Genomic DNA, 2,929 nt, shown 5'->3' with positions numbered 1-2,929 from the left:
CTCACCGCCCGTCCCCGACTCGCTGCCCGCCCCGCCTGACCCGGCCTGTGTCCTGCTCGGCCCGCGGGATTTCGCCCGCCGCGGCCGCAACGGCACGGAGTCGGGAACGTCCGCATTCTGCAGGGCTTCCAGGATGCGCTGAGCTTTCCTCGCCGGCCGCCGGCCGGGGCTTCGGGGCCGCTTGCCGGCGCACTGCGGTCAGCCGCCTCACGCCGTGGCCGGGCCGTGGCAGCCGTCCGGGATCCACCTGGAGTCCACCGGCTTCCCGCCGGGCTGTCGTCGGCCGTCCGGCCTTCGGCGGCGCGGCCCCGGGACCGGCGCCGGCTTTGTGTGCCCGGCGGTCGGGTGGGTCCGGGCCNTTGCGGCCCCGGACCCCGGCGCCGGTTGAAAAGTCCGGGGCCGCCGGCACCGTGCACGCGTCGTGTCGCAGCCTCCGACTGGCCCGGCCCGGAGAAGACACGGGCAGGTCACCCGGACGCCCGCACCAGTGCGGCCACCACGGTTACGGCCGCCACGGTCAGCATGGCCATCCGTGCCCGTTCCATCCAGGCCGGCAGACCCCTGCCCCGCCCCGGGTGGGCATCCCGGTTGCCGCGGCCCGTCTTCGCCACGCCGCAGTCGCCACACCGGTGCTCACCACACCCCCGGCGGTCATCGTCGCGGCCCGGCCGGTACACGCCCGTCAGGCGGGCGAGGACCGCCATTGTCGCGTCGTCATCCCACGCCTTCATGCCGCGCTCAACGACCCGCACCGCCACCGGCAACGCTCCCCTGCGCCATCGTGACCGCGTCGTCACCAGGCCGTGAGCCCGGCACCGTCCGGAAGGGAACGCACGTCAGTTCCCGTGAGCATCCCGGCCGCCGGCGGCGGGCACCTGCTGCTCGGGCCGGCAGAGAGGTGACTGGCCGCAGCCAGGGCTTTCCTCCGCTCCTGATGGCCCGTCAGGGGGCGGGCGGTACAGGGGGACCGGCGCGGCGATCACGGCCGGGTTCATGCCCCCATCCCCCTGAGTGTTTCCTCGATCTCGTCACCGGTGAGGTCGGGCAGGCCGAGAGCGGGCAGCTCCATGTCTCCCGTCGGGCTGGTCGGGTACGGGGGGACGTCGTTTCCGGTGACGGGCACGACCCGGGCGACGGGGGTGCCGTTCTTGGTGACGGTGACGGTCTCGCCGCGCGCCGCTGCGGCGAGGATCTGTGAGGACTGCCGGTTGAACTCGCGGTCGGTCGTCTCCATGTCCCCATGGTGCTGCATGGTGGGGATCCGGGCAGGGGCGGGCCGGCAGAGGTGTTGAGGCGGATCGGCACGTCCCGCCGTTTCCGGCCGGCGAAAACGTTCCGCACCGCGTGAACGGGCCCGCCCCCGTCGTGTCTGTTCATGCGTCTGCGGCGGCCGGGCGGCCGTCACGGAGGCGGCCCCGGTCCGTGCCCGCCTCTCCCGCGACGTGTCCGGACGCGGTGGCGTCCTACCGGTCGTGGAGCACTTTCGGGCGGGCGACCGCAACGACAGTGAGCAGGCCGTCCAGGCCGGTGAAGCCGTCGGGGTTGGTGGTGAACAGGGGCAGGCCCTCCGCGACCGCGATCGAGGCGATCATCAGGTCGGCGATGCGGCGCCGGGGCTGGCGGCCCGCGCTGACGACGGCGGCGCAGACCCGGCCGTAGATGCGGGCGGCTTCCGCATCGAAGGGGATGGGGTCGAACTCGTTCTCGGCGCGCTGGAGGACGTCGGTGCGGCGGGCGCGTTCGGCGTGCTCGTCGTAGTCGTCCTGGTCGGCGTTGCTGCGGACCTGGTGGGGGCCTGCGGAGAGTTCGGCCAGGGTGATGGAGGTGATGGCCATCTCGGCGGGCAGTTCCGCAGGGTCGATCCACTTGCGGAGAATCATGATGTTGGTGTCCAGGAGTCCCTGTCGGTGCTCACCGGGCATAGGGGTCGTCCGGCTCCTGCTCGGCGACGGTGTCCTGGTCTGAGCGGAAGGCGTCCAGGAAGACGTCGGGGGCGGTGCGGGACATGGCGGCGAACTCGTCGCGCGGGACGTAGCGCCGGCGCTGGCGCAGGGGGATCAGTTCGCCGATGCGATGGCCGTCGCGGGTGACGGTGAAGGACTGGCCGCTCTGGACGGCGTCCATGATCTCTCTGGATCTGGTGCGCAGGTCGCGCTGGGTGATTTCCGGTTGGGCGGACACGGCTCCACCGTAACCCTTCAGTGCCACGGGGTGCTACCGGGTAGCACACTCCCGCGGGCAAGCCGCCTGAGGCGCCGAACGAGGGCCGGACCGCGCCCCCCGGACCGCACGCCCCGCCCTCCAACGGGCCGCTCCCGGCGCGCTGTTGCCCGCCCCGGCGTGCGGACGGCCGCCGTCCCGGGCGCCGGTCCCGGCCCGTGCCCGCCTCTCCTGCGGCGCCCTCCCCGCCCCTTCTCCGGGACGGTTCTCCGGACCCATTGCAAAGAACCGTCCAACCGGTATATTTTGGCGGCGTCCGCACTCCTGGACGGTCCGCCCGGCCCCGCAGAACCTGTGCCGGGCCGTGCCGGAGGAAGCCGCGAGAAGCCGTAAGAGGGCTGGCAGAGGCAGAGCAGGCAGGCAGGCTGAAGGCGGGAGGAGGGGGTGGAGGGGGAGAGGCCGTGCCGCGCAGTGCACGGTGCGGCACGCGATGCCGTCCGCCCCCTTCTCCCGCCTCCGCTCCGCCCGCCGTCGCCCCTGCCGTCGCCGTCCCGGCCTCCGTGCCTTCTCCCGTCGTCTTCCGGTGTTCCGGTGTTCCGGTCTCCGGTGTTTCCGGTTCCGGGCTTCGGTGGTCCGTCGTCGGCGGTGCGGTGCTGGGAGGGCGTGGTCCGGGACGAGACGGGGGAGGCCGGGGATGTCGGGGATGCGAATGTCGGGTATGTCGGGTGAGGTGCGGGCGCAGGTGGTGGTCGTGGGCGGGGGCCCGGTG

Annotated in this window: 4 protein-coding genes; all 4 read right to left on the bottom strand. The window is 73.5% G+C overall.

All coding sequences use genetic code 11. The features are described 5' to 3' along the window. Positions 1-467: 467 nt before the first annotated feature. The 4 genes from JHN63_RS50515 to JHN63_RS50500 all read right to left on the bottom strand — a co-directional run bounded on the left by JHN63_RS50515 (position 468) and on the right by JHN63_RS50500 (position 2,181). Positions 468-731, bottom strand: coding sequence for a hypothetical protein (locus JHN63_RS50515; RefSeq protein WP_200691856.1), 264 nt, complete (start codon positions 729-731; stop codon positions 468-470). A 260-nt stretch (positions 732-991) separates the two neighbouring features. Then, complete coding sequence (locus tag JHN63_RS50510) at positions 992-1,234, bottom strand: type II toxin-antitoxin system Phd/YefM family antitoxin (protein ID WP_200691855.1); 243 nt, start codon at positions 1,232-1,234, stop codon at positions 992-994. 229 nt (positions 1,235-1,463) lie between these two features. Continuing rightward, positions 1,464-1,922 (bottom strand): type II toxin-antitoxin system VapC family toxin, encoded by a 459-nt coding sequence (locus JHN63_RS50505; RefSeq protein ID WP_200691854.1) that lies wholly within the window; start codon positions 1,920-1,922, stop codon positions 1,464-1,466. Then, positions 1,912-2,181, bottom strand: coding sequence for a type II toxin-antitoxin system Phd/YefM family antitoxin (locus JHN63_RS50500; protein ID WP_200691853.1), 270 nt, complete (start codon positions 2,179-2,181; stop codon positions 1,912-1,914). The genes JHN63_RS50505 and JHN63_RS50500 overlap by 11 nt, the downstream gene beginning before the upstream one ends. Between the last annotated feature and the right edge of the window lie 748 nt (positions 2,182-2,929).

Source organism: Streptomyces sp. MBT65, assembly GCF_016612545.1.
Classification (GTDB): Bacteria; Actinomycetota; Actinomycetes; order Streptomycetales; family Streptomycetaceae; genus Streptomyces.
The sequence above is the reverse complement of the archived record's forward strand: the minus strand, read 5'-3'. Positions and strand labels throughout refer to the sequence as shown.